This is a genomic window from Schlesneria paludicola DSM 18645 (assembly GCF_000255655.1).
In the GTDB taxonomy this organism is placed as follows: Bacteria; Planctomycetota; Planctomycetia; order Planctomycetales; family Planctomycetaceae; genus Schlesneria; species Schlesneria paludicola.
Genome location: NZ_JH636435.1, coordinates 2,742,043 through 2,767,958, shown reverse-complemented (window position 1 = coordinate 2,767,958; position 25,916 = coordinate 2,742,043). Strand labels below are relative to the sequence as shown.

Annotated in this window: 14 protein-coding genes; 4 read left to right on the top strand and 10 right to left on the bottom strand. The window is 54.2% G+C overall.

What is annotated here, in order from left to right; translation table 11 throughout:
• Positions 1-117: 117 nt before the first annotated feature.
• From OSO_RS45715 to ettA, 3 genes are all read right to left on the bottom strand, one after another.
• Complete coding sequence (locus tag OSO_RS45715; protein WP_010586601.1) at positions 118-531, bottom strand: DUF4112 domain-containing protein; 414 nt, start codon at positions 529-531, stop codon at positions 118-120.
• Positions 532-902: 371 nt separating this feature from the next.
• A complete protein-coding gene (locus tag OSO_RS0129730; protein ID WP_157605524.1) occupies positions 903-1,328 on the bottom strand; it encodes a hypothetical protein in 426 nt (141 codons plus the stop codon).
• Between the two features lie 200 nt (positions 1,329-1,528).
• A complete protein-coding gene (ettA, locus tag OSO_RS0129725; RefSeq protein WP_010586598.1) occupies positions 1,529-3,202 on the bottom strand; it encodes an energy-dependent translational throttle protein EttA in 1,674 nt (557 codons plus the stop codon).
• Positions 3,203-3,802: 600 nt separating this feature from the next.
• Between ettA and OSO_RS0129715 the strand changes: the two genes are divergently transcribed.
• From OSO_RS0129715 to OSO_RS0129705, 3 genes are all read left to right on the top strand, one after another.
• On the top strand, positions 3,803-5,521 hold the full coding sequence (locus tag OSO_RS0129715) for an NADPH-dependent assimilatory sulfite reductase hemoprotein subunit (protein ID WP_010586595.1): 1,719 nt from the start codon (positions 3,803-3,805) through the stop codon (positions 5,519-5,521).
• A gap of 289 nt (positions 5,522-5,810) precedes the next feature.
• Positions 5,811-6,380: a DUF2617 family protein gene (locus OSO_RS0129710; protein ID WP_010586594.1), complete on the top strand. Its 570-nt coding sequence runs from the start codon at positions 5,811-5,813 to the stop codon at positions 6,378-6,380.
• Positions 6,381-6,446: 66 nt separating this feature from the next.
• Positions 6,447-8,306, top strand: a complete 1,860-nt coding sequence (locus tag OSO_RS0129705; protein ID WP_010586593.1) for an ArnT family glycosyltransferase — start codon at positions 6,447-6,449, stop codon at positions 8,304-8,306.
• A gap of 80 nt (positions 8,307-8,386) precedes the next feature.
• Here the strand turns inward: OSO_RS0129705 and OSO_RS0129700 are convergent, their stop codons facing one another.
• Complete coding sequence (locus tag OSO_RS0129700; RefSeq protein ID WP_157605523.1) at positions 8,387-9,280, bottom strand: hypothetical protein; 894 nt, start codon at positions 9,278-9,280, stop codon at positions 8,387-8,389.
• Between the two features lie 288 nt (positions 9,281-9,568).
• On the bottom strand, positions 9,569-10,879 hold the full coding sequence (locus OSO_RS0129695; protein ID WP_010586591.1) for a hypothetical protein: 1,311 nt from the start codon (positions 10,877-10,879) through the stop codon (positions 9,569-9,571).
• 1,141 nt (positions 10,880-12,020) lie between these two features.
• Here OSO_RS0129695 and OSO_RS0129680 point away from each other — a divergent pair.
• Positions 12,021-12,464, top strand: coding sequence for a TolB family protein (locus OSO_RS0129680; RefSeq protein ID WP_162130570.1), 444 nt, complete (start codon positions 12,021-12,023; stop codon positions 12,462-12,464).
• Positions 12,465-12,532: 68 nt separating this feature from the next.
• Here the strand turns inward: OSO_RS0129680 and OSO_RS45710 are convergent, their stop codons facing one another.
• The 5 genes from OSO_RS45710 to OSO_RS0129650 form a co-directional block, all read right to left on the bottom strand.
• Positions 12,533-21,148: a beta strand repeat-containing protein gene (locus OSO_RS45710; protein WP_010586589.1), complete on the bottom strand. Its 8,616-nt coding sequence runs from the start codon at positions 21,146-21,148 to the stop codon at positions 12,533-12,535.
• Positions 21,149-21,976: 828 nt separating this feature from the next.
• On the bottom strand, positions 21,977-23,143 hold the full coding sequence (locus tag OSO_RS0129665; protein ID WP_157605522.1) for an AAA family ATPase: 1,167 nt from the start codon (positions 23,141-23,143) through the stop codon (positions 21,977-21,979).
• 191 nt (positions 23,144-23,334) lie between these two features.
• Positions 23,335-23,997 carry a hypothetical protein gene (locus OSO_RS51645; protein WP_010586586.1) on the bottom strand — a complete coding sequence of 221 codons (663 nt, stop codon included), beginning with the start codon at positions 23,995-23,997 and terminating at the stop codon, positions 23,335-23,337.
• Between the two features lie 458 nt (positions 23,998-24,455).
• Positions 24,456-24,824, bottom strand: coding sequence for a hypothetical protein (locus tag OSO_RS0129655; protein WP_010586585.1), 369 nt, complete (start codon positions 24,822-24,824; stop codon positions 24,456-24,458).
• A 10-nt stretch (positions 24,825-24,834) separates the two neighbouring features.
• Complete coding sequence (locus OSO_RS0129650) at positions 24,835-25,122, bottom strand: hypothetical protein (RefSeq protein WP_029247622.1); 288 nt, start codon at positions 25,120-25,122, stop codon at positions 24,835-24,837.
• Positions 25,123-25,916: the final 794 nt, after the last annotated feature.

The following is a 25,916-nucleotide window of genomic DNA, read 5'->3' as shown; positions in this document are numbered from 1 at the left end:
CTCGTAGAACGAGAGCGTTCGAGCACCTTGATGTTCTTGCCTTGTCATTCTTGGTGACATGGTGTTTTTGAATTGGTGTGGAATGCGTCCCCGTAGTTTCAACGGGCTGTCAACGGCTTACCAATTTGGACGCGACGAATTCGCCGCGCGGTGCGATTCTGATTCGAAGTGGCGGCGGAGTAACTGAATGTTCTTTCGGTTCGCTTTCCAGGCGACGTCGAACAGGTCACCCACTAGAGGGACGGCTCCGACGCCGACTTCCACAGCGACGTTCCAGATCATTCGTGCGATGAGCCACTGTGGCGCACCGAGCCGGCGTGCCTCGCCGATGAGCCACATCGACATGGCACCGCAGACCAGGTCGCCGATTCCAGGGACCAGCCCGATGATGGCATCGAGTCCGAACTCGATGTTCGTTCCGGGAATGCGAAACTGTCCATCCATGAGCTCGGCGAATTTTCCCAGCTGTTCGATTCGCGCATGAGGCGAATGGTTCGTGATCAACTCGGGTTCAGCCAGTTTTGTTTGCATCAGAGTTTTTCATCCCAAGGCTTCGAATGGACTTGTTCCACTCGACGTCAGGAAAGGCCTACATTCGACACGCAAGTATTTTACGCGCGACGAAGTCACGACAACGAACAGGATCACGTCGTCAATCTTATGAGGATTACCATCGATCTGCCTGAAGAGACCCAGGAGTCTGAAAAATGACCTCGTTGCAGGAGTTTGCCGAGCGACAAAGGCGTACTTGTGTTGGCCACTTGGACGAAAAGCATCGACTCGATTCAGGTGTCGCGCACTCGAGGCACCGAACTGTCCAGGAAAACGCGGCCGACCACGGACGGTCAGACTCATCGCGAACATTGTTCGTGCAGCGTACGCTTTAATCAGGAAATCGATTGCTACGCAGCGTATCGCAGCACTCTGGTTCGGTGCTGAGTGCCAGGGTCCCGCAAGCGCTTGAGGATTTCCGCAATTTCACGTTCCATCGATTGAGCCATTGGACTTGATGGGTCGAGGGCCAGCGCGTGCGAGACCAGCGCCAAAGCGGATTCGAATTGCCACTGTTGGCGCATCTCGCGGGCCCGGTACAACATCGCGAGCACATCACTCTTTTCGGGATAGGCAATCGCAACGTCGGGCACGCCGAGGTCTGGAATTGGCGTTGAACTGGCGGTTGCCAGCTCGCCCGTTGCATTCGCGCGCGGCGCAACAGAAAGTTCCTGGGGCGGCTGATTCACGTTAGTCGCAGAAGGGACATGATCGGGGGATCGCAGACAACTGAGTGGAAACGCACAAACGAGGGCGATTACCAAAAGTCTTTTCATTGCGAAACTCCCCGAGTGAAATGACGAATGAACGCGTCGATTCAAGATACCTCGGGGCGGCGATTTCCACAAATTGTGATACGAACGGACCAGTTCTGAACCGCGAGCCATGTTGCTGAGTCGGCCTCAAACTGCGGTGCGAGATCCGCTCTTGCTCCAACGTCTGAGCAAGAGCGGATACCCAGCAACCACTGGACGGCTTACTTCACGAGCTTACGGTACTTGATCCGATGCGGTTGATCGGCCTCGGCACCCAGACGTTGTTTCTTCAGGATTTCGTAGGTTTCGAAATTCCCCTCGTGGAAGAAGACTTCGCTGTCGCCTTCGAACGCCAGGATATGTGTAGCCACACGGTCAAGGAACCAGCGATCGTGGCTAATGACCACGGCGCAACCGCTGAAGCTGGCGATCCCGTCTTCCAGCGTACGCAAGGTTTCGATGTCCAAGTCGTTGGTGGGTTCGTCGAGCAGTAGCAGATTGCCGCCGACGGTGACCGTCTTGGCAAGAAGCAGGCGGTTTCGTTCCCCCCCCGACAGGTATTTCACCTGTTTTTGCTGGTCAGACCCCTTGAAGTTGAACTTGCCGCAGTATGCGCGGGTGTTGATCCGCACGTTGCCGTAGTTCAGAAAATCGGCACCGCCCGAGATGTTGTCGTAGACGGTCTTTTCACCATCCAGCGATGTCCGGTTCTGTTCTCCATAGGCGATTTTGACCGTTTTTCCGATCGTGATCTTCCCAGAATCGGGTTGTTCTTCGCCGGTGATCATCTTGAACAACGTGGTCTTCCCTGCCCCGTTCGGGCCGATGACGCCGACGATCCCCGCGGGGGGCAGCGAGAACGACAGATCGCTGATCAACATGCGGTCGCCGAAACTCTTCGAGACCTTGTCGAATACCACGACTTGTTCACCCAGTCGTGGACCGGGCGGAATTCGCAGTTCGATGCTTTCGTCTCGTGATTCCTGCTCTTCTGCCACCAGCTTTTCGTAGGCTTCCAGCCGGGCCTTGCTCTTGGCCTGACGAGCTTTGGGCGACATCCGGACCCATTCGAGCTCGCGTTGCAATGTCTTGTCGCGCGCCGAAGCGGCTTTTTCTTCCTTCCGCAGTCGTTCGGTTTTCTGTTCCAGCCACGTGGTGTAGTTCCCGTGCCAGGGGATTCCACGCCCCTGGTCGAGTTCCAGGATCCATTCACAGCTTTTGTCCAGGAAGTACCGATCGTGCGTCACCGCGACGACCGTTCCCTTGTAGTCGTGCAGGTGCCGTTCGAGCCACGCGACCGACTCGGCGTCCAGGTGGTTGGTCGGTTCGTCCAGCAGCAGCATGTCAGGATGTTGCAGCAGGGCCTTGCAGAGCGCGACACGGCGTTTTTCACCACCGGACAGCGGTCCGATTTTGGTTTCGAGGGGGGGCAGGCGCATAGCGTCGGCCGCGATTTCCAGTTCGCGATCCAGCTCCCACAGATTCTGGGCGTCGATCTGTTCCTGGACGTGACCTTGTTCGTCGATCAGTTTTTCCATCGCCTCGGGCGTCATCTCTTCGGCGAACAGCGCATTGATTTCGTCGTACCGCGCCAGGATGGCGCGTTTGGACTTCACGGCTTCATTCAGTTCATCCATGACCGTGTGTTCAGGGTCAAGGACCGGTTCTTGAGGCACGTAGATGCAGTCGAAGCCGGGGGTCAGCTTCGCGGTACCCATAAAGTCTTTGTCTTGTCCCGCCATGATCCGCAGCAGGGTCGACTTTCCGGCACCGTTCGGACCGAGCACACCGATCTTCGCACCCGGGTAGAACGACAGGTAGATGCCCTTGAGCACCTCGTTCTTACCGTGAAACTTGCGGAGATCCTCCATCGTGAAGATGTACTGTTCGCCCATGGACTTTGCTCGCTCCTGTGCCTGGTGGTGACGCCTCGGCGTGGGCACAACTTTTGACACGCCGTTTCGATCGCGAAGAAGTTGGCGTATTTTACGAATGGCTCGACAAAACAGAAGGAACGTCGAAAAACGGTTTCAATTTCGATCGCGCGCTGCATCGCGACGCGTCATCCGTCCCGATTTCGGCAAGCGAGACACCTTCCGTTTCCAACGCGTGGGAATTCCGTCACGCTCGAATGAAAAGGACTCGTGCAAAAAGACTTGCGATGACAAACTGCTTCCGAACCTTCCCTTGTCAGCGGTTGTCTCGAACAATAAGTGTTTGACAGGTCATGTTCTGGCCGAGCCATGTCAGGCAACCTGTCGAAGTCCGCGAGGATCGTCGAGGTGAGCCGGGCCGCCCGGTCGTGACGATTGACGCGTGTCATGCACGAGACACGCTGGATTTCGGAGTGGATTCGCTGGCAATTGAGGACGACTTGGTCAAATTTTCCAGCGCCTGTATACTTCGCGGAAATCCATCCGGGGAACCGTGAAATTCACGTCGGGTTGCCGACGTTTCATGAATCAAGCAAACGAGTTGAGTTGGAGCGGGCTGTTATGTCTGACGCGGTAAAACGAAGCCATATCGAAGAATTGAAAGAAGGCAGCCACCAGTTGCGGGGAACCCTCGCCGAGGAACTGCAGCATGACCGTGAATTCAATAAAGATTCCGAACATCTGATCAAGAATCACGGCATCTACCAGCAGGATGATCGCGATACCCGCAAGGCGAAGAATCCCGACGGCACGGCGAAGGGTAAGTCGTACATCTTCATGGTGCGGACGCGCATTCCCGGTGGAAAAGTCTCGGCGAAGCAATTCCTCGATCATCTTGAGATCTGTGACGAGCATGGTAACGGGACACTTCGGGTGACCACGCGTCAGGGATTCCAACTGCATGGTGTTATCAAGAACAACCTGAAACAGGCCGTCAAGAAGATTAATGATACGCTGCTGACGACGCTGGCGGCGTGCGGTGATGTCGAGCGAAATGTGATGTGCTGCCCTGCCCCGATCAAGAACAATCGGGTTCACGATCAAATGCAGGCGATGGCCGATGCGATTGCCGAGCACTTGAAACCCAGGACGACGGCGTACCACGAAATCTGGCTGACCGACGACGCGGGCGAAAAAACAAACGTCGCCGAGTTCAAGCCGGTCGATGAGCCGATCTACGGAACGGTGTATTTGCCTCGTAAGTTCAAGACGGCGATTGCACTTCCAGAAGACAATTGCATCGATATTTACACCCAGGACCTGGGTTTTCTGGCGGTCGTCGAGAACGACCAGATCGTCGGTTACAACGTCCTCGTCGGTGGCGGACAGGGGAAAACCCCGAGTGCGGAAAAGACGTTCGTCGCCATCGCACAGAAATTGGCGTTTGTCACTCCAGATCAGGTCGTGAAAGTTGCCGAGGCAATCGTGAAGGTTCAACGCGATTTCGGTAACCGCGAAGACCGCAAACTCGCTCGACTCAAGTACACCATCCATCGGATGGGGCTAGAGTCGTTCAAGGCGAAGGTCGACGAATACTACGGCCAGATCTTGCCCGGCCCACGTGATGTCGATGTGACTGACGTCGACGACCATATCGGCTGGCATGAACAAGGTGATGGAAAGCTGTTCCTGGGCATCAACATTGAATGCGGTCGCATCAAGGATGAAGGTTCGCTCAAAATCAAAACCGGTCTACGAGCGATTCTGAAAAAGTACGGAATGCAAACCCGCCTGACGGCCCTGCAGTCGGTCATTCTGTGCGACATCGATCCCAAGGACAAAGCGGATATCATTCAGCTTCTGGTCGAACACGGAATCAAGCAGGATCATGAATTGACCTTGCTGCGTCGTTATTCGATCGCCTGTCCCGCGTTTCCAACGTGTGGCTTGTCGATTACCGAGTCCGAGCGAGCTCTGCCAGGCATCATTGATGAACTGGAAGTTGAGATGGCCAAACTGGGCATCCATCATGATCGTATCGCGGTGCACATGACTGGCTGTCCGAACGGGTGTGCTCGGCCATATACACCTGATATTGGCCTTGTCGGCAAGCAGGCAGGTGTCGGTGGCGCACTGGGGAAATACACGATCTACCTGGGTGGCAACGCACAGGGAACTCGTCTGGCCTACATCTACAAGGACTCGGTTCCCCAGGCCGAGGTGGCCTCGACGATCGCCGTCGCATTGCGGCACTACAAGGCGAATCGGGTGAACGGAGAATCTTTTGGTGACTTCTGTCATCGATGCGGTCAGGCAGAAATGCAAGCCGCTGTTGCGTAAGCGATCAGCAGGGGCTTGAGTTGCCAGGTCCGACGCGTAGGCGAATGACACGGCATCTGACGGAATCACAATCGGGGCATCCGTCAACGCGGATGCCCCGATTGCATTTCTGAAACCTTCTCAAGATCAAGTCTGCTGCTCTTTATTGGGTCTGCCATTGTTCCGACGAATCGTCAACCGCGAATCCGCAAAATCCTGGTGGCAAGTCGAACGCGGCCGGAGTGGAATGGCGTTCAGTTCATACTGCCTTCTACAATGCCTCTTGTGAACCCAATTCGTGAGGGCAGTCATGGCCGTTCAACTTATCCGTCCCAACGTTTCGGATCTCGTGATTCGCACTTTTGATCGTGCACTTCATCCCGAATTGTTCGAGCATCACCGCGGATTGACCGTGGCCAGTTCGCAAATGAAGCTCGAGATCCGATTGTGTGCCTCGGGACACGTGTTGCTGCTGCGGACGGTCGCCGGCTCACTGACCGAAGTCCTGGTGGATCACCGGACATCTCTGCCTCAGCGTCGACGGATTGTGGACTATCGCCTGCGCGGTTGTCGCACGGAGTCGGTCGAACTTGACGCGGGACTGCAGTATGACATGAGTTGTCAGGTCGAGACGCTTCATCTCGACATTTTCCTGCGCATGAACGAAGAGTTGGAACAGGATTGCCGTTGTGCGGATCTGTCCGCGCGGTTACCCCCCGTGAACCGCTTCCTTCCCGGTCCGCTGAGTGTCATCCGCACAGAAATCGGCCGCGGGAGTCTGCTCGTCTACGCCTTTCACACATTCCCGGAACATAGTGCGATTGTCAAAACTCAATCCTTGTTCCAACTGGCGGACCACACCGCGGAGAATTCGCCATGAACTCTGACCAAGAGTTCGTTAACGAATTGTTCTTTTGATACTCTGGAAACGCTATCATGCGGTTCAATGCATATCCAACCAAATAATCGCTTGCGCCGTCCAACGGCCTGTCGTATTCCATTCACGGTGCTGGGCTTGCTGCTTGTGCACGCAGGTCTATTGGGCTATTCCGCGAGTCGCTTCAGCCCAACATATCTCGAATCGGCATTTCTTGTCAGCGGACTGGCTCATTGGGAGTTTTATCGTTTTGAGCCTTACAACGTGAATCCTCCATTGGTACGGATGACCGCCGCATTACCCGTGCAGGCATTGGGGTATCTCTCCGACTGGAGCAGTTTTTTTGAGATCCCGGGCGCGCGAACAGAATTTCCAATGGGCGAAGACTTCATTGCGGCGAACGGCGTTGCCGTGATCCCTTTAATTGTTTCCGCGCGCCTCGTGTGTATCCCATTCAGTTTGATTGGGGCCTACTTTGCCTATCGATGGGCACGTGAGCTCTATCATCCCAATGCAGGTCTCATTGCGCTTGTTCTCTATATTTTCGATCCGAATCTTCTCGCGCATGGAGCATTGATCACACCGGATGCCGCATGCATCGCGTTAGGTGTGGTCGCAGGGTACACCTTTTGGCAATGGCTCCGCCAACCAACCTGGCGACAAACTCTATTTGCTGGAATGGCGTTGGGAGCCGCCGAACTTACCAAGACGAGTTGGCTGATTCTTTTCGTCCTTTGGCCAACATTGTGGGCCGTGTGGAGAAAGCTCGATCCAGCTCGATCGATTGCTTCCGGTGCTCCCCAACTACCGGATTCGAATTCACCAGGAACACCCGAGCCAACCGAACGTATTGTCGTAATTGAGTCAGGTTTGCGTCTTGAACAACCGTATCACCCTTGCTCGGGCTCAAAAAAGACTTTGGGGCCTCCGTTGATGCAATTGATCTGTATTTTGTTCTCGGGAATCTACTTAATCAATCTTTGCTATCTGTTTGACGGCACTGGCGTCGCGCTGAAAGATTTTGAGTTTGTCAGCGCATCTCTTAAGGGCAATGGGAGTCCTGATGCGGCCGGAAATCGATTTCGTGGCACTTGTCTAGGTGAGATGATCGTTCCACTTCCAAAACAGTTCATCTTGGGGATTGACAGCCAGAAGAAAGACTTTGAACAATATACGCACCCGTCGTATCTTCGCGGTGAATGGAACGACCGCGGATGGTGGTATTACTATCTCTACGGTTTGATGGTGAAATCCCCATGTGGGACATGGGGGCTACTAGCGTTCGTTGTCGCAGTCCGATTATTTCAGGTAAATCGTCCGGTACCTTTGCGCGATGAGATCGTGTTGCTGGCCCCGGCACTTGTGCTGATGATTCTTGTCAGTTCTCAGTCGGCGTTCAGCATCCATCTGCGATACGTGTTTCCGATGCTGGGTTTCGTGCTTATTTTCATCGCTCAATGTGGAGAATATATCCGCGGATGGCATCTGAAGACGATTGTTGTGCTCACCGCGCTGGTCCAGTCGGTCGTGAGCGCCATGCTTGTCTATCCTAATCATTTGAGCTACTTTAACGAATTTGTCGGTGGCCAACGTCATGGACACGAGCATCTTCTTGGTAGCAGTGTTGATTGGGGGCAAGGTCTCCAGGACGCGATCGATTGGATCCAACTCAACGCTCCATCCGCAGAAGTTGAGTTCATGATACGGAAGACCACATTGGCGGATGTGCTTTGGTCGCATCATAAACGAGTCGCCGTCGCGCCGCAGGAGAGTGATCCAGAAAAGGTTCCAGCTAAGTTGATTCTTTACAGCGCGGATTACTTCTCAAATAGACTTCAAAACGGTGTGACAACAGGAAAACTTCCAGTAGGCGAGACGGTTGTCAAAAGATTTCCATCAGGGATGGTCTTGGTTCGGTGCGACGAATGATGCGGCTGGAAGCTGTGTCAAATGCTCCGAAAAACATTTAACAATGAAACTCAATGCGGTAATTATTATGAAAAATGCGATCACTCGTTGGTGTCTGCCGACGCGGGTTGTTCTTTGTTAATTGCCCAACGGATGTAAACGGGCAATGTGAGTTCTTTACATATTGAGTGGTCCGTCTGGATCTTGATCAATGTTTTCTGAGGATTCGACGAAGTCTCAGGTTTTGAAGTGTGGCCTTTTTTTAACACGACCATGAATTCGTGTGCGGATTTTGTTTGCTCAAGTTCCGCACCTTCGATCTCCAACGAATCGCTCTCTAGAGACACTCCCAAAATCTGAATTGGAGTTTTGCTGTCGAGCACCAAGCGGTGTTTGATCTCGCCGGAACGTTGTGCATTGAAAAAAAGCGACTGCGGCCGTAGTTCCAGTCCCGTGTCGGCATGAATGCGAATTGGAAACAAGGCTTCGGAGGACTGTCCGTACTTGAGCGAGATCGTGATCGCTTTTGGCTCGGGCATGATATTAGCCGATAGCGTCGACGAGAATCCTGAGTCGATCTTGATAACGCCATGAATTTCTTCGCCATCGTTGGTCATGGCCCACTCTTCCCAAGTGCTCCTACAAACGACATCGTCACGTCCGTTGCAGGAGATTTGGGGGACTTCTCGCACTTCTTTGGAAGGAATACGATAGACCGTCGGAATCGTGATACTGTAATCGCTGGATTGAAAGGCCAGAACTCTGCCATTCGGCAGCGTTTGAATGTCCAGAGAAATCCTCGGAATCATTCTTGCCGTGAGGGCGAACGTGATTGATCGCTTATTGGGGGCCTCCAATTCGTAGATTGCCGACCAACGATTCTCAGTAGGTTCGCTGAGATGTGATGTCCTGACCTGCATCGTCAGAGAGGCCTCGCCACGGGCGGGAATTTCCAGCAGTTGCGGCAGGCTGTGGTCGAGGCACGTACAACTCATCCACATCCGCTGTAAGGACATTGGGCGGGACGTTGAGTTCTTCACGATGAATCTGTGCGAAAGTAAATCCGCAGTCGGATCGATGTGGGCAACGATGAATTCGGATTGGTCACGCAGCTCATCCGATGTGTCAAGTATCACGATTGCGGCGATGGAGCTGAGTGAAAATAGAAGCAGGCCAATTAACAGCATTGTCGAAAAAGGGTTCTTACCGAATGCGAAAGAACACACGCTTTTCCAAGCCATAGATTGTCCCATTTTAGCGAAAGAACTGACCGCCGAGTTTTCCTATTGTGACACTCGTCGCCGAAACAAAATGATGATCACGAGAGCGGCAATGCCGACATTAACGAGAATCAGCAAACGCCCCGATGTGCTGTCGACATCAGGGATTCGTTTGAGCGTTGGTCTTGCCAATTCGGCGACCTTCTCGTGTCGTCCAGCCAGAATCACGGAGTCAATTGCAGTTGAGGAGAGGTCGAGGTGACGAATGGTGCCCTCAGGTTCTGGATTTTTGAGACCCATGATTCGGGTTGTCTCGGGAATTTGGATCACGAAATCGTCGTCAACTGGCTCTTCACTTCCAAGATCTTCTGAATACCATTCCCGGACTAAAATTGGCGAGTCAGGTTGGGTGAAGATTATCCGGACGCTGGCGGGAATCGAGTTCTCTCCGCAACTGCGAAAATCGGACAACAAACATTCCGAGGTGTGAGTCCTTCCTCCCCCTTCGAACTTATAGACGACTCTTTTCAGTGTCGGGCAAGCTGATTCCATGTCCCATTCGGCTCTGTAGAACTCACCGACATTCACGTTTGCCATCGTCGTGTGTAATTCCGCCGTCACGATGATGCGGCCATCGTCTTGATGAAGGGTCTGATAATTGATTGGGCCACTCGCAGCACTTAGCTCGCCCGGCATGCCATTCGAGCAGCCGCCCATGGGGTTAATAGGAGAAATGAGCATTTCCCCGGGTGTGCAGCCATGGCCTTCGGCAATCGCTTCAATGTCAATTCGATTGGTAAAGAGAGCGGTGTCGAAGAAATTCTCTTTCCATTTCTGATGGTAGACAACGAACAAATTCCCGTTACTCACTTCATCCAATGGCGTGTTGCGAATGCGAATCCGCTCTGGCTGTTTCTGGCCAGGCCTGGTGGAAATAGGCTTCGAGTCTGTGTTGCTTCGGCCATTCTGGTCGAGCGTCTTCTCATTATCAGTGAAAGGGCCGCCTTCGAAGGCGATTGAGCGCCGAATGAGTCCTCCCTTCTTGTGGAAAACACCATTCCCGGTCGTCTTTATCTCGTCAAATGGAGTGTCTCCAAGAGCAGCGGCGTAAGTCGCCGTGATCCCCTCTCTGTAGACATAGGTTGATTTGAAGCCCAATGACGAAACCCAATGCTGCCGAGCCGCCAACAGTACCTCGGTAGCATTGTCGTCGGCACGACATTGAAGCAGGGGCAAACCGCAAAAAATTGTTGCCCAACAGGCTATTGAAACAAACACCTGCAATTGAAGCATTAGCAATGCCTTGTAGTTTACAATCAGGGAAACACAGTTTGCGAAGAGGCTACTCTCCGCAGCCAGCAGGGCCAGATCCACCCCCAGAGGTTGCTCCGCCGCTGCTGCAACCTTGCGCTGTCCACGTTTCCGTGCAGATTAGCTGTGTACAACCCGTCCCTGAGTAATAGTATCCGTAGCCGCAAACGGAGTAGGTGCTTTGAGGAACGCAATCTAGCATCGAGCTGTTCTCCTGCGAAAGGCAGGTCTGCGTCGTTGTTCCAACCAGATGCGTCGAAATTGCCGTTGACTGGTTACAGACCGGTCCGTAGGCGGGATCCGGGAAGGACAAATAGGCACGGGGCCTAATCCAGGACTGCGATAGGCACGAATCCCCTCCACATCCGTAATTGCAGATGGAGCCGCAAGCCGCAAAAATATAGGCAGACGTAAGCGCCAAATAGCCGCCAATCAAAAACAGAATGCCACAATTGCGCAAGCAACGTAGGGGCGACACCATAGCAACACCTTTCTTTTGACGGGGAGGCAACGTAAGAGCGACAAGCAAAACGCACGACAATGATGGGTGGACCAAGCCACATCATGTACGTGATGGAGATCGAAACCGTATTTCGCAGAACGGACTTCTTAACGAGCTATACCAAGAAATTGACGCATTCACACGCAGTGTATTCAGAATCCGATTGGCTACTTGTATATTAGGTTTTCTTAGGCAGAAGGCGATCCTCTAGGAACAATTTGTACCATTGTATCTCTATCGGGGAATGCAAAACCGCACTCAATTGCGGAATTTAGTTCAGCCTTGGCGAGTGATTTCAAGTTGCGAAGGAGGATACGCAGTATTTTTGAGCGAATCAAGTGGGGTTTTTTGTTTGATTTGAAAAACGATCAAAAAGTGTAGCATATTCCCAAGGCTGATGTGGAAACGGTTCTTTCAAGTTTCGCCAGAAAATCTTACGGTCCGTTCTGTCTCGAAATTGGTGCTGAACGGATCGTCTTCCACTGCAAGTTTCTGCGCATTCCACGGACAACAGTTGAATTTAAGTTTTGTACCTTTCAAAGCTCCGGACTTCGCTGTCAATTCTTGCTCGTCCATTGCTCACGCCCGAGATCCGGTTTCTATATGTCGGTTCGTGTGTTGCTCGATGCTTCCTTTTGGGCGCGTTCTGGCGAAGTTCATCCATTTTGTTTCGCTCCGAGCTGGTCGGCCGACAGTGAATGGGTGCTGTTCGTTTCTGGCGAGCACTACAACTGCCATCCGTGCGTGGTCAGGGCCGATGGCACCGGGTTGAAAAAGCTCGCCGATCGGGGCGGTTACAAAGGGGTGATCGAGTTGCTGGATGTTCCGGATTTCCACGGAGGCAGCAGCGATGTCCCCATTTGGGCGATCGACGGCAAGTCCGTTTTTTACACGGCCCAAGTTGGATCGAACGTCGAACTGTTCGAAGTGGCTTTGGACGGCGAACCCAAGCAACTGACCTCGTCGGCATCGGGAACGCAGCACTACCATCCGTCGCCCTCACCCGATGGGCGATTTCTCGCTTATGGCTCAAAGCGAGATGGATGTCGGCAATTGTATGTGCGCCACCTTGCAGATCAGCATGAACAGCGGATCACCGACTTGAGGGCTGGTCAGGCCGCAATGTGGTTTCATTGGCAGAAATAAAAAAGCCATCACCGTCGGATGTTTCCGACGGTGATGGCCGAGACTGAACTTATCCGGTCAGGCAGCGATCAGAACGAACCCCAATCATAGGTGGTTTGTTGCAATCCAGAATTCAGGAAGTAACCGCCCTGGGCCTGGATCGCTGCATCGCTCGTATTGTCCAATCGCCATGTGCTGGCCCCGATACCTGGATACAGGAAGCCCAGCGTATTCGAACCGTCATTAGGAGCTGTTCCCGCTGGGAACGCGGCCTGCCGCGTTGCGTTGCGAATACGATCTGCCGTGGTAAATGGTCCTGCGTTCGTGAGTGGCGTGATGGTATTCAAACGCGACTTGAACACGCCATCAGAATCGTTGAAGAAGGCCGCCAAAGCCGGGTTCGGAGGAGCGACGGAGTAGGCACCTGTGTCAGTACCCCAACTGTCCAGTGCCCCAACATCGGTCGTGTTGTTTCGGTAGTACAGATCGAACCGTGAAAGTGGGTCACTTTGATAGACGCCTGTAATTGTCTGCTCGGTGTCGGTCCATGTTCCCTGCGTGGTTGCGAGAGGAGTCGTCGTGGAGACGAACGAGTGGAACAAGACGTCGTTACCAAAGTTTCCACCGAGCGTGTTCGAGTCAATTTGAGCTCCGATCCCGCCACGAGTCATGGACACGGTGGTCAGGAAGGTCGCCCAACTGGAATCCTGCGTAAGGTCTGCTCCAGTGGTGGCGAATCCTCCATTGTCCGTGTAAGAATTCGAACCATCACTCGTTCCTACACGGATCACGAGACCCGTGCCGCTCAAGCCACTGTTAAGTCCGTTTCCAATGATCTGGTTTCCGTTGGCAATGCGGAGTCGCATTCTAGGATCGGACAAACTGTTGCCGTCAGCAAGCAGGGCCGTCGTACTCGATGAGAACTGATTCTGGTCAGCCGACGAGGTGTTGACAATGTAAATCCCTTCGAGCTTATTGGCAGACACGAAGTTGTGATCAATGTTGATGTCGACGTCGTTACTGGCACGGTTGATGATGTCAATCCCGCGACCTGAGTTGTTGGTGATAAAGTTGCTGTTCTCAATTGAGAGTGTGCCGTGGCCTCCATCAAACGCGGTGCGGATTCCGTATTGGAGTCCATCACCGAAGTTATCTGACACAACGTTGTGCGATACGGTAATGTTACTGACGGGTGCGACATTCAACATGATACCCGCGTTCTCGCTCGCAGTTCCGAGGTTTGCGAGTGTTCCGTTTCCTTGGATCATGTTGCTGCCGATTGAGAGTGATCCGGCACCCGTCACTTCAACACCATTCAGCTTGTTGTTGGAGATCACGTTCCCGTCACTGTAGTTGTTGAGATCCCCGATCATCAGGTTGAGCGTTGCACCGTTGATTGCGATACCGTTGCCTGTGTTGCCCGTGATGATGTTTTGGGTCCAAGTTCCGGACAGCCGTCGAAGGTCAGATGCAGTATTCACTTGCTCGACGAGTTGGATACCGTTCCCTCCGTTGTTGTTAATTGTGTTCAGCGTCATGTCAGCCCGAATACGAGCATCGGCTCGTTCGTCATAGAAGACACCGTTACCCGTGTTCGATGACATGTCGTTGTTGGTGATGGTATACGTATCCGTTTGGCCATTGAACTTGTTGGCGGCACGAACTACCAGACCGTTTTGCGTATTGGTGTTGAAGACGCTGTTTGCGATTGTCACATTGTTGATTTCACCGTCCGCAGTGCGGAAGAACTCTAATCCGTTGCCCGCATTCGAGCTGAATGTGCTTTGATCGATGGTGAAATTGTTCAGAGAGGCGAACAGTCCGACATCGTTGCCCGTCACATTGAACATCGCACCGTCTGCTGCGTTGTTTGTGAAGGTCGAGTTCGAGATGCTGCCTGTCAGAGTGGAGGTCCCTGATTGATTGACTCGCAGGCCTTCACCGGTGAAGTTGATGCCCGCACCAGCGGTCGTATTGCTAATCGTTGTGTTTGCGATATTCAACGTACCAATCGTCTGACCGGTGCTCGTGATTCCCACGCCTGCGCCAGTGTTGCCAGTGATCAGGTTTGCGGCCTTTGTCGCATCACCCAGATTCAAGAGGTAGGCCGTCGCGTCTGCAGAATTCGAGTTCTGAGCGTCAAGGTTAATGCCCATTCCTCCGTTACGAGAGGCCACGGTTCCAATCGTGTTGCCGTAGAACGATGAGCCTGTGTATTGTGCCCCTGTGGCAAGTGAAATCTTAATTCCGTCAGAACCGTTTCCGTTGATCACGTTATTGGTAAAGTCGCTGTTGATTTTCCCATCGACGCCAGTCACGAAGTTAACGCCTTGGGCTCCGTTGCTGCTGATCGTGTTCGTGTCGAATCCACCCGTCATACTGTGATTGGCGGCAAGTTGGATGTTTACCCCTGCTCCACCGGTGTTGCCACTGATGTTGTTTGAGGTAAAGCTGGCGTTCAGGTCTTGAGCGCCGTTGACGAGCGTCAAGTTGACCCCTGCACCCGTGTTGGCCGAGATCGTGTTGCGATCGAATGTGGCCGCGATCAAAGCCCCGCCGTTTGTGGGATTGACCAGACGAATCCCGTCACCCGCGTTGTTGTGGATGTTGTTCTGAGTGAACGAGATCGGCGAGGCACTTGAACCAATGGTCGAGGCCGATTGCAGGATCTCGATCCCGTTCTTGCCTGCGTTTGCAATTTCGTTGCCGACCACATTCAGAGTTGTGATGTCTGAACCGTTGGTCGCATTCAAGCGGATTCCGTCACCACCGTTTGGCGAAGGCCCGTTGACCAAGCCATCACGAACGAAGAACACATAGCGACCGTTGTGGGCACTGTTCAAACTGTTCTGGATCAGTGATGTCGCAGCGGGGCCACCATCGAGTAGGGCACCGTTGACTGCCGAGCCTGCCAGTTCAAGGGATGTGTTGGTACCGTTTGAGTAACCGACGCGAGCCGAGCTTCCACCCAGACCGTTGGCGTCGCCGCCGCTGGCCAGGCCGGATTCCCAAAGGACACTCTGGTAATTGAATTCGAAATCGAAGTCACCCGGAGCGATATCCGACCGGTCGATCATGACCAGTTGGAACGTATTCACCGGTGGTGCCGAGTTGGCACCGTTGTAATGTTCAACTCCCAGCCAGTTGACGCCGAAGGCGGCGTGCCCTGCGACTGTTCCCGTACCGTAGGTGACGGGGTTTCCGGACCGCGTGTCGACGTCGGCGAAGAATGGAGCGATCATCGGCGTTGCGGTCGTCAGCAGGCTGAACGGTGTGAAGTCTGGCAAGGCCGCGTTAAACGTCACGTTGCCATTGTTGTTGACCCAGAGGTCGCTATACGTTGTGCCGAAGAAGTTTGGTGAGAATCCGATTGAAGCCAGGGCCGAAGGTTCATCATCCTGTGCTGGCAGTGTGTTGCTGTTGAAGCCTGAAAGGATGATTGGAAGGTTGTCGCCCACTGCCTGACTGGCGAAATTGACCAGGCCGATATTGTTGTGGGCGATATTGACCGTGCCGATTGGTGATTTGTTCAAATCGAAGTTCACACCATTGTTCTTCGCACCCCCGATTTGATTGCTGTTCAAGAACAGCGACGTGACGGGTGTCTTCGTCAAGTCGAAGTGAATTCCGTCGCCCGTATTGGCGACGTTGCCACTCGCTCCAATGATCACGTTGTTGTTGATCGCGAGAGTTTGAATGGATGACGCAGCACCCAACCCATCGGCAAGGATGTTGATCCCGGACGCACCGCTGGTGTTGGCGGTGACCCCACTGATTCCCAACGCGACGGGTGAAACAAGGCCAAGGTCGTTGAATGTGAGCGATACTGGAGCCGGCAATGCACTCAGCGGCGAAGCGAGGTCGCTCGCCATCGTCAGCACGCTCAAATTTGCCGTTCCGAACGTCAAGTTGTCGACCAATTGCGTTCCGTTGGTCAGCCGGATGTCGATGGCATTGGCACCACTGTTATTGATGGTCATCGGACCTTGAATTCCGATGGCACCTTGTGCGACGTTGTCCATCGCGATCCGAATTCCGTTCTGGCCACTGCCGTTGATGGATGTGACTCCATTAACCAGAACTGAACCCGTGCCGACGTTCTTCATGTTGACATTGATGCCGTTCAGTGTACTCGAGTTGATCGTGCCGCCTGGCAGCACTGCAACCAGGGCATTGTTGACATCGGTCATGTCAACTCGGATTCCATCGGTCGGGCTGCCATTGAAGGTCCCCGAAAGGATGATCGCGGCCTGATCGATGTTCGAGAATGCCAGGGGGCTGAGAGGCCCTTGCGCATTCCCCGTGAAGGTGTTCGCGCCGGTCATGATCAAGTTGAATTGTGTTGCGGCACCCGTTGCCGAGGCACTCAGGCCATAGCCGCCGTTGTTCGATGCTGACGTCGCATTGAGCGACGTGGTCATGATCGACCCTGTCTGAGCATCAAGTGTGAAGCCATTTCCGGCATTCCCATTGGCGTTGCCTCCATTGAACAGCGTTCGGAGGGTTGAATTGTCAACGGCCGTGAGACTGACTCCGCTCAGGCCACCGTTGAAGCCATTTCCGTTGTAGTTGGTGTTGACCGAGCGATAGTTGACTTCCGCCTGGTTTGAAGCCGAGATCAACAGACCTTCACTGCCGTTGTTGTTGACGTCCGATTCCTCGACATGCATGCTGACGAGCGTCCCGGCACCGTCGGCGATGACTTGGAGACCCTGATTCGCATTGTTCGAGAGCGACGAGGCATCCCGGATCAACGCGTTGAATTTGGCTCCGCCCGTGACGAATGACAACAGGCCCTGGCCACCGAAGCTGCCACCGTTGTTGTTCAGTTGAATCTGGTCGAGCATGAAGGTCGAGACACTTCCGGTCCCGTCGGTACTGACCAGCAAACCGCCGCCACCATTGTTCGAGAAGCTTGATCCTCCACTGACCATCGACCCGCCGGAGTCGACTCGGAAGCTGTCAACGTTCAAGGTGCTGCCGCCTGTGACGTTAAACACGGCGCCGGTGTTGCCGCTGTTGTTGCCGGTCGTGGTGACAAGCGACATATTCATGATGGAACCCGAATCAACGTTGGAGTTGATCGCGTTGGCCGCGTTGTTGGTCAGGTCGGTACTCGTGAAGTTTGTCGTGAGATTGGCGGTCGTGTTGGCGTCAGAGATGAATCCAACCTGCTGTGTTCCACCCGCGGATGTGTTGCCGATCGTCACACCTGCAAAGTCGAGTCGCACGTTGGAGTTCGAGGCGATAACGTCGACACCGGCTCGATTCTGACCGAGGATTGGCGAGGCCGCTCCGTTGTTGAGAATGGAGACTCGGCTGGTTGGAACGGGAGTCGTGGCCAAATTTGTGCCGAAGATTCCCCGGAAGTCCGTTCCGTTCTGGGCGAGGATCGAGATCCCGTCATTTCCGTTGCCGCTGACCGAGGCACCGTTGATGACTTGCAAGAAGCTCATCAGATTGCCGATTGCGGCCGAACCATCGAGATCGAGGCGAATACCGTCTCCATTGGTGTTCAAGCCGTTGTTCGAAATCGACTGAATTCCGAACGTGGCCTGGATGATGCCGCCGTTGTTAGCCGTGACGAACACACCGTTGTCGCCGTTGCTATTGACTGCGGTATTCGAGAAATCAAGCCCCGCGAGACCGGTATTGGTGACCGTTCCGAGCACACCGTTCAGGCCGCTGTTGCTGAAGGACGAAGACTGAGCGGTGACATTCAACATGCCGGCGTCGACATTGAAATTCAAACCGTTCCCGCCACTGTTGTTGACGGTGCTACCATTCGTCAGCGTCACTGTGGCGACAGAGTTCGTACCAGTCACCGTCGCATTAATACCGTCAGCGCCACTGTTATTGATGTTGCTGGCATCGAAGGTCGTGTCGATTCGACTGTTGTTCGCGACATTGAGCTTCACCCCGTTGAGTCCGCTGTTGTTCAGGTCGCTCAGACGGAAGTTGGTGGTCAGTGTGGAATTGTCAGTCACGTTGGCGACAAATCCGTCGCCTCCACTACGAACACTTGGCGTGTTGTAGATGCTGAGGACGGCATCGGACGTATTGGCGACAGTCACATTGATCGCATTCACGACGTTGTCGGACAGATTGCCGTTCTGAATGGCGCCAGAGAACACGCTGGAGTTCTGGAGATTGAGCTTTAGACCGTATTCCTGGTTGCCGATCGTTGCGGCACCTGGCAAGAAGTTGTTGGCCTGGGTCATATTGGTCAACAGGCCAATCGTCGAACGGTCCGAGTTGATGTTGATCGCGCTTCCACCACCGCCCAGGCGATTGCTGCCCGCGAATGTCCCGTGAAGGACGTTGATGGTGGCCGTCGAACCGTTTGTGGCGTCAAGATAGAATCCGTCTGCACCTGAGCGAGAACCGGTCGTCCCGTCGAAATACAGGTTCGCCGTGGCGCCATTCGCCAGCACTCCATAGACCGCACTGCGGTTGCTGTTGTCGAGCGAATTGTTGAGGAACGTGGCATTGAGGGTCGAGTCGGTTCCCATTGAGTAGAACAGACCGTCGCGTCCGCTGCCCGACGCGTTCGTCGGGTCGACAAACAGATTGACCAACGCACCACTGACCCCTTCCACATGGAAGGCATCTTGACCGTTGCCCATGAACTGACCGTTGATGACAGACACATTCTGAACGGAGTTGTTCGAACCATAGATACCTAGGCCATCCACGGCGTTTCCGACTGAGCTGGTGCCAGGCAGATAGAGAGCTCCCGTGCCACCCGATTGACTCAACACGATCCCCGACCCGCTGGTGCTGCCGTTGAAGTTCGCGTCGTTCAGAGCGACCTTGACGGTCGAGGTGACGATGGGGGCCGCCTTGGTGCCGAGCTGCAGGTTGTCCAGCCCGTTGTTCATTGCCGCGATGTTGTTCGCGTTGATGGTGATCTCGCCGCCGGTGCCTTGAACCTTCACACCGACTCCAGCGTTGTTGTTGGAGCGAACGAGATTCATGTTCGCGGTCAGCAGTTGGCTGCTTTCGCTCAAGAAGATACCGGTGGTGTTTCCATTCGTGAAGACGTTGTTCATGTTCACGTTCAGTGAGCCAAGGTTGGCTGCCAACGAAACACCCACGGCCTGCGATCCCACAGGATTCGCATTCATGAAGACGTTCTGGAGAGCCAGATTGAGCCCGGGACCGCCCGTGCTCATCACGATCCCGCCACCGGTATTGTTGCCCAAGCCAAGCGGATTGGCGTGGTTCGTCGTGCCCGTATTGATGTTGCTGATAATTCCGATACCTGACGCGCTGGTCAGGCCAATGCCCTTGCCGCCGTTGTTGGCGATTTCCAGGTCATGCAGGTTGAAGTTGTGCGAACCCGATGCCGTGTTCGTGATGGCACTTCCCGAAGAACCGATCAGATTCAAACCGGCGACTTCGTTGTAATTTGCCAGCGTGACTGCGTTGCCGGCGGGGTTTTTGACATAGGCAAAGTTGCCGCTGTTGCTGGTCCCGGGCAGGTTGAAGATTCCGCTGATCGTTTCGTTTCCGTAGTGTGCGAACAGATTGACGGTGGAAAGCACACCATCACCCAGCAGTCGCTGGTTGTTGGTCAACACGGCCGAACCCGTCACCGAATTGGCGGCTGTTGTCGCGTTGCCCAGGTGAACCAGAATGATGTCGGCTTGAGGTGCCGACGTCAGGTTGTGGTAGGGGTTCTCGATGGTCCCATCGCCGGGGTTGGGGTTGCTGTTGTCAACGTGTGCGACGAAATAGGGCTTGTTCGTTTCAGGATTGATCGCCGCGACGTTCACATCTTGAACGTAGGTGCGAGTCGCGATACGCCAGTTTCGCTGGACCGAGTTCAGCATCCGCTGACGTGTCGACATGTTTGGGAAGTACCGTGTTGGCTGGTAACCCGAGAACTTGAAGTCGATGGTTCCGTTGACGTTCGTTCCGTAGATCGAATCCTGCGAGACAACCACACCCAGCGTCAGGTCGTTGCTGACGGTGGCTTCGATGCGTCCGCGATACCCGATTGTCGTGCCACTGCCGACGCGATATCCGTAGGCACCCGAGTATCCTCGCAGCCATGGAGTGGCAGGAGTTAGAGGGATCCCCGCTTCGATGTCAGCCCCGCCCATCGCCTGATCGCGAAGCTGCTTGCCGAGGAAGTCGATATTGTTGCCGACATAGTAGGGGTTACCGCTGACCCCCAACTGGTTGATGAAGTGATCATTGTTGCCACCGACGATGTAGCCGTTGGCTCGCAGATCCCACCAGGTGCCCAGGGTTTCCGCACCGATCGTGAACTGTTCGTAACGAAAGTTACGTGAGTCCTGATCGTTGTCGTAGTAGCCGTAGACGCCGAACAGGCGATCCAGGCCGTTGACGTAACGCCTAGCAACCAAACCGGCATTCACGCCTGTCTGAGTGCTGTTGGTCACGATCAACCGCGCGTTGGGCGCGATGATCGTGTCTTCCTCAAACCAGAACGGCGTAAACGCGCCAATCTGGCTGTAACTGTTTTGATAACCGACTCCGTCACCAATGACGTGGCGGATATCGAAGTAGGTTCCATTTAGAACCCCTCCCCCGCTTACATCTTGTTGCACGGTTGCGGTACCGCTCGTTGAGGCGATGCCACTAACACCCGTCGGGTCCACCGCCGTTTGCGCGGAGACAGCGCCGGCTAAGCAAATCCACGAGAGGCACAGGAGACCAAGTTTCAGGCGTTGCATGGACGTCTCTCTCCAGCAGGATCGGTGATCCGCATTTCCAGCCGAATGTCACTACGAAGAAGTTGATCGTTTCACCCGATCGCCGACCGCTCTGAATGCGCGGACGATGACGAAATGAACACTTCTCCTCGTTATTCGGTTTTTGACGCGCTGGCAGATGAGTGAAACTCTGACGGTTTTGACGATCTTGTCTCGAATGCCGGATTGAACGACAGTGCCGTCTTTGCGGACACTCGCAGGCATCGGCAATTTCTGCCGCTCAGCGACAGTTGGAGCCGTGCGTTCAGTGGTTTCAAACGGTCTCCGTCTCTTGCGAGGTCTCTGGCTGGAAAAACGAGTGACACGATCGGCGCTCTGTCTGAGCAATTGTCGACGTCGCAATTTCATCACAATTCCGCCGTGCCGATTGCCGCGATGTCGAATTGGCCACGGTGTCGGATCGCAATGGCGCAATTAGAATTCATGGTCGCTTTTCTAGATCTCGTGGACGCCTGGCAGATCCGCTGGCAATGGGCATATTGAGCATCTTCCTCTTTTTAATGGTTCAAACAGCGATGGAACGACTTCGAAGATGTTGATTTTGGTTCCGGATCAGGACTGCGGTCCGTTATGGCGATCGATGCGGAGTGAAATCGGTTTCGTGACATGGTGTGGTGAGATGTTCCTGAGGAAACGTCTTACCGGATGACTGTCTGGCAGCCTGTTGAAGTAAGGGGGACAGGCACCTCGGCATTCACGAGGTCATGGCGGTTTTTAATCTGGTCGGAGCCAGTCCCCGTTACTTCAACAGGCTGCCAGACAGTGACGTCGCAGCATTTTGATCGATGGCTAGCTCGTATCGGATGTCTGCGAATGGGAACCGCATTCCACTCCGGGCAGCCACCAATACCAGGCGCCGGCACCCAACTTGGTAGTTCGACAGCCCAGTCTGCGAAACGCCCGACGCAGCGTGGAGTAGGCAATGTAATTCTCCGCGGCGGCCATCCGCACCTCAACCGAGGGCTTATAGCCTTCGCTGAGTTGGTGTTTTAGAAAGTGTGTCACGCGATCGAGCTCGCTGCACTCTTCTCGAACCAGGGGGCTTTTCAGTCGTTCGTTTGCCTGAGTGACGTATTCATCTCCGGTCAGCGCAATCGGATCCCCGTTCCATGTCACGGCATTCCCTTCGATCACAAACGCCAGACCCGGCCGATTCGCCCCCAGATTCAGTTTGACCGGCAGCACGAGTCTTCGGTGATCATTCTCCAGATCCTGCGCTACCATCAGCACGGCTCGAGCGGAGTTCGCCAGTTCTTGATTGCCGATCGTGTTTTGCCGGTAACCCGCCCGGCCAATCCGGGACGATGTGGAATTGGCAATCACGATGATCGCCGCGCCAGACCGAGCGGCCAGTGCCACCAGTCGGGCCACCACCATTGCGCGGTCACTGCGTCGGCGAATCGGATTCAGAAAGGCATCGATCGGGTCGAGGACAATGAGCTGTGGCGTAACCCCCTCTTCCGCAAGACTCTCCATCACCGTTTCCAGGCGCGTGAGCGGGGCATCCCCTGCGATGTCCCGCCCGTCCGCTCTTGCTTCGTCTTCCATCGACAGTTCCGGAGACAAGAGGATGACCCGTGTCAGATCCGCGTCTGCCGCTTCCAGTCGAGGCCGGAGGGTATCCGCCGGGTCATCATCCGCGGAGAATATCAGGACGTCACCTGGATTCGTTCTTTGGGCTTCGGAGCTGCGAACGGCCTCGTCACCGTTGACGCCCGCGGAACGGAAGGGATCACGTCCGCCGCGAGTCACCATTGATACGACTTGCAGAGCGAACAGGCTTTTCCCGATCCCCGGTTCGCCGGTGATGAGTGTCAGTTTTCCGCGAGGAATAAGCCCCTCCCAGATCCACTCCAGCGGCTTACCAGGGACATCGCTGAGTCTCTTGCAGGCACGCCCCAGACGGCTCGCAGCACGAGCGTTGGAGTCTTCGGAGGTCGCGGAGCCATTCCGCATCGCGCCCTCGTCACGGCGAAGAGAATTTCCATGAGCCATCAGTCAGCACTCGCACAAGCACAGGAAGCAACTTCATTCCTTGCACGATAGCGACTATGAGATTTCCTCCCAGACCAATTCGACTGTTGTTTCCAAACGTTTGGAAGAGAATGCGCCGCGGTATGCCTGCGGAGGCACCGCTGCCAGATTGATCAACAACGGAACCGAAGGCCGCTACACTTTTCCATTCGTTGCGATCCACTCATTTCTGGATCGAAGGGTGATTGCTGGTAACCAGCGATCTGCCCTTCGCAAACGCGGATCGGTCTGATTTCAGCAGTTGATTTGGCATTTCGACGTTCGCACGGCGCCGCAAGTCGCGCTGCCTCAAATTCTCTGAAAGTAGGAATTCTGAATTCCCAACGTCCTCTGAATTCGCCGTGTACCTGACGAATAAAGTGTATATTCACACGAAAAGGTTCCTGACACCTTTTAATTTCCCTGACACCTTTTAATTTCCCCAGTTCCGCCTCGTTCGGTTCTTCGAGGAGACCCTCGCGATCTTTCCGCACCGGGCAGAGCATCAGCCAGCGCCGAGCGACTTCCGTATCGTCCCACGTCGCCACGACATCGGGACGCGAACGCAGAATCAGAGGAAAGTGATTCGACAGAATCGCAAAGTCCAAAAGGTCGATTCCAAATTGCGCCGCGAACTGCTGGAGAAGCTGCTCGATCCATGCTTTGCGGTGGTCATAGTTCTTGCCGGTCACCGAGTCGGTTCCCAGCAGGAAACATCGCCGCACCACGCGATTCATGACATGTACGATCGCGATCTCATCCGGCGCAAAGACCTCCGCACGAGACAGGCGAGCCATGACTTCCCCTTCTGCTTCGCAATCGCGCCCAAAACATTTGAACGACCAGCAGAAGCATCCAGGGTTTGATTTTCAAGTCATCCGATAATGATCCTGCGCCCCCATGATCCTGCCTGAACCGACTTAGCTCACCGTCAGAGTTCGGGCGCAATACCAAATGTCATGATTTGGCATCAATTGGAAACAAAAGAGCGTGACATCATAAGAAGCCAACCCTTCCGCAAGAACTCGCTCAAATGCGGCAATGCCACGGATTTATGGAAACTCTCCCGCCGTCCGTTGCCTCGATTCAAGGCATGATACGATCCGCCGGCTTCATCGGCTCGTGGTGGTCGTGGCATGCAAGAGAAGATAGTTTCCTGCCAAGACAGAAATCATTGAGTCCTGACCCCTTTGATTTCCTCCCTTTGATTTCCTCAACCAGGACAGTCCTATTGTCACTACATTCCGATAAATTGTCACGTCTTTGCAACAGCCCAATCTGGAATCGCAGCGACTAGGGATAATTCGTTCTTTCCCAATGCTTTAGCAATTGCTAGGCCGGTAACGTGACAAACGCCTACTTCGTTGCTTTTTTCTAGCACTCCGGCGATCCCCGATATGTCAATTCGAAGTCCCCCTTGCATCGACAGCTTTCGGCGAGCAATTCGCATACCATCGAGACAAAGAACCCGAATCAAGCCAATGGCGTACATCTCGCCATTGGAACTCTTAAGTCTTGGCTCACAAGTGAACTCACACTCAAACTTCAACTCGAGCAGTTCAATAGCATCAAGTTCGATGCCCACAAATTCACTGCCGTTCTCGATCTTTACAAATACTCTCATAATATGCTTTTCAATTTTGAAATGGCCTAATCGCACCTGGAGCCACTTTTAGTCCTTGCAGCTCAAGAGCTTCTTTGACCCCCTTCAGCACACTGCCGTCGTGTTGAAATGTTCCACTGAGGTTGTTGATCTCAATAACGACGCCGTTCGCATCAATGATAATTTCGCCAGCAGCAGCAGCAGGCGCCCCTTCGCCAAGCACAGTCGGATGTGCATGCGCGGCTTGCGGTACTGCGTGTACAATACCATTTGCGTCTTGAACATATACATATTCCCCAGGCTTAGTAGCTGAAGTCATTGGTTTGGAGCGTGTACGTTTTGGGTAGTTTGGTACATCTGGATGCTGCGGCTTTGTTGGACGCCTGTTTCGCCCTCCTTTTCTTGCACCTGCACCATCTGTCGCGAGCTTGGGGCTTGGAGTATTGCAAATGATACCCGCCCGAGATGGCAACGGACTCGGCTCTGGGGGATCGCCAAAGTCACCCCCGCCGCTTGAAGAACCTTCGTCTGTCCAATCGTCTCCGGATCTCGGTGGCCTGGACCAGGGTTCAGTTGGCGAATTGTCCGGGCCAAAGAGTGGGCCTGAAATATAGTAATAATTTACATAATAAAACGGCCACGCAGCAATGGTTGCACCAATTGCGATCAAACCTGCCGGTCCCGATGCCGCGGCTGCGGGACCCAAAGTAATCGCTTTTTCTAAGACTACAGCAGTGCCCGCTTCTTCTAAGGCAAATCAAAGGGGTCAGGGTGCGCCAGCAGAAGCCGGAGGAGCGTAGCGAATGCGAGTTTCGTACAAGGTAAGATCTAGCCAATCGCCTTGGCCTCGAGTGATGCGTTGTGCCAGGCAACTGGCATGGCGAAGCGTTCACAGAGGAAAGACCGGGCTGTGTATTGAGCTCCGAAAACATCATTTTGTGGTGGCCGACCTTGTCCTGACAAGGGGAAGGCAATAGTCATGACGAACGTCAATGGCGAGTCCGACGTGACCCCCACGGAGTCTAGGACCACACGCACGGTCGGAAACATTCCTCACGGAAGCTGGGAGATCCCGGCGGCATCCACGCCCTTTGGCGCGGATCGGTCGGAGAA

What these genes read in the sequence shown, in the direction of transcription:
- OSO_RS45715 (WP_010586601.1), bottom strand. Translation starts at nt 531, where the DNA reads ATGCAAACAAAACTGGCTGAACCCGAGTTGATCACGAACCATTCGCCT.
- OSO_RS0129730 (WP_157605524.1), bottom strand. Translation starts at nt 1,328, where the DNA reads ATGAAAAGACTTTTGGTAATCGCCCTCGTTTGTGCGTTTCCACTCAGT.
- ettA (WP_010586598.1), bottom strand. Translation starts at nt 3,202, where the DNA reads ATGGGCGAACAGTACATCTTCACGATGGAGGATCTCCGCAAGTTTCAC.
- OSO_RS0129715 (WP_010586595.1), top strand. Translation starts at nt 3,803, where the DNA reads ATGTCTGACGCGGTAAAACGAAGCCATATCGAAGAATTGAAAGAAGGC.
- OSO_RS0129710 (WP_010586594.1), top strand. Translation starts at nt 5,811, where the DNA reads ATGGCCGTTCAACTTATCCGTCCCAACGTTTCGGATCTCGTGATTCGC.
- OSO_RS0129705 (WP_010586593.1), top strand. Translation starts at nt 6,447, where the DNA reads ATGCATATCCAACCAAATAATCGCTTGCGCCGTCCAACGGCCTGTCGT.
- OSO_RS0129700 (WP_157605523.1), bottom strand. Translation starts at nt 9,280, where the DNA reads ATGAGTTGTACGTGCCTCGACCACAGCCTGCCGCAACTGCTGGAAATT.
- OSO_RS45710 (WP_010586589.1), bottom strand. Translation starts at nt 21,148, where the DNA reads ATGCAACGCCTGAAACTTGGTCTCCTGTGCCTCTCGTGGATTTGCTTA.
- OSO_RS0129665 (WP_157605522.1), bottom strand. Translation starts at nt 23,143, where the DNA reads ATGCGGAATGGCTCCGCGACCTCCGAAGACTCCAACGCTCGTGCTGCG.
- OSO_RS51645 (WP_010586586.1), bottom strand. Translation starts at nt 23,997, where the DNA reads ATGGCTCGCCTGTCTCGTGCGGAGGTCTTTGCGCCGGATGAGATCGCG.
- OSO_RS0129655 (WP_010586585.1), bottom strand. Translation starts at nt 24,824, where the DNA reads ATGAGAGTATTTGTAAAGATCGAGAACGGCAGTGAATTTGTGGGCATC.
- OSO_RS0129650 (WP_029247622.1), bottom strand. Translation starts at nt 25,122, where the DNA reads ATGACTTCAGCTACTAAGCCTGGGGAATATGTATATGTTCAAGACGCA.